Below are 1,900 nucleotides of genomic sequence, written 5' to 3'. Positions count from 1 at the left end.
GTGAGCACCCCGGAGGCGGGCCCTACCTTGATCGTGACGTTCCGGCGGTCATTGCGCGAAGGTCCTGCGTGGGACACACACCGCGCCGCCAAAGTGCCAAACAGCAGCTTCTACCCTTTCCAGCTGATTGAAACCTGAGTGTGATGCAGATCACCCTCCCGGCGGGCCGGTAAGTCGATCTTGGCCGTATTGTCTTGATCGCGGAGCGCTCTCCCCTCGGTACCTTCACGAAGACATCACATGGGTGATGCGCATGTGCAGGTAGAGATCGAGGAATCATGATGATTCGCGTGTCTGCGCCATCGCGGCGCAGATGGCCCTGGCGCGGGAGGGCTTCCGGCTACATAGCGGGGAGCCTTGCCCTGGCCATGTCTGTCACGCTGTTGGACGGCGCTGGCGTCGTGGCCGCACCGCTTCCGGCGGCCGCCGAGGCCGAGAAGCCGGCTGTCACACAGGCGGCGGACATTCCTTCGGCGCGTGTGGCTGCCCGGCTGTCGGGCGAGCGGGTGGAGGCGCTGTCCGAGCGTACGGAAACCTCCACCACCTGGGTGAACAAGGACGGTTCGCTCACCACCGAGCTGGCCGCCGGCCCGGTCCGGTTCAAGGATGCGGTCACGGGTAACTGGCGCGATGTCGATGTCGAGCTGGCCGCGCAAGCGGACGGTTCGGTCGCCGCCAAGTCCCACCCGAAGGGCCTGACGCTCGCCGGTAGGACCGGGGCGCCGGCTCGCTCGCTGCGTGCGGCGCAGTCCGCACCGGCCACCGACCTGGTCACCCTCGGCCAGGGCGACGAGCAGATCACGCTGCAGTGGCGTGGCGGGCTGCCAGCCCCGAAGCTCGACGGCACCCGGGCGACATACGAGAACGCTCTGCCCGGAGCGGACGTGGTGGTCGAGGCCACCCGTACAGGCTTCGAGCAGTTCGTCGAGGTCAAGGCCAAACCCGAAGCTGGCTTCTCGTACACGCTGCCGCTGAGGACCAAGGGTCTGAAAGTACAGCAGCAGGCCGATGGCAGCGTCCTCTTCACCGACAAGAAGTCGAAGAAGAGCGCCGTCATGCCGGCCCCGGTGATGTGGGACTCCACCGTCGACGAGGTGTCCGGTGAGCACACCCGCCGGGCCAAGGTCGCCATGAAGGTCGTCAAGACCAAGGGCGGCGTGGACCTGGTCATCACGCCGGACACCGACTTCCTGACCGACCCGGCGACCAAGTACCCGGTGACGGTTGACCCGTCCACCTCGTCCCTGTCGAACGTCTTCGACACCTACGTGCAGCAGGGCACGACGGTCGACTGGTCGACCGACACCGAGCTGGACCTGGGTAACCCGGGCACGAAGAACGCCGACGGCACCTACCGCACCGCGCGTTCCTTCATCTCCTGGAACACCGCGCCGATCGCCGACGCGCTGGTGATGGACGCCAAGCTCAGCCTGTGGAACTTCCACTCCGCCAACTACACCGGCTCCTCGTGTCCCAACCAGCCGTGGGAAGTATGGTCCACCGGGGCCGCGACGACCACGTCACGGTGGACGGCCCAGCCGTCGTGGATCGCGAAGAAGGCCACCTCCTCGGAGACCAAGGGCAACCCCTCCTGCTCCACCCAGCCGGACGGCTGGATCAACGCCAACGTCACCACGCTGGTGCAGGAATGGGCCTCGGCCAAGGCCGCCAAGTCCCACATGGGCCTACGCGCCTCCGACGAGAACATCACGGGCCAGTGGAAGCGCGTCAACTCCGCCGACGCCGCATCCAACCCGCCCAAGTTGACCGTCACCTACAACTACCGGCCGCGCACGGGCACGAAGCAGGAAGCCGGCCCGCCGTTCTTCTCCTACAACGGCGCCTACGTGGTCAACACGGTGACACCGACCCTGCGTGACACCTTCGTCGACCCCAACGG

1 protein-coding gene is annotated in these 1,900 nt (G+C 66.7%); it reads left to right on the top strand.

Annotation, left to right across the window (positions count from 1 at the left end):
• Nucleotides 1-368 precede the first annotated feature (368 nt).
• Nucleotides 369-1,900, top strand: a 1,532-nt coding sequence (locus ACFW2Y_RS35665) for a DNRLRE domain-containing protein (RefSeq protein WP_384887864.1), incomplete at its 3' end; no start/stop codon positions are given.

It is taken from the genome of Streptomyces sp. NPDC058877, assembly GCF_042742855.1.
GTDB lineage: Bacteria > Actinomycetota > Actinomycetes > Streptomycetales > Streptomycetaceae > Streptomyces.
The sequence above is the reverse complement of the archived record's forward strand: the minus strand, read 5'-3'. Positions and strand labels throughout refer to the sequence as shown.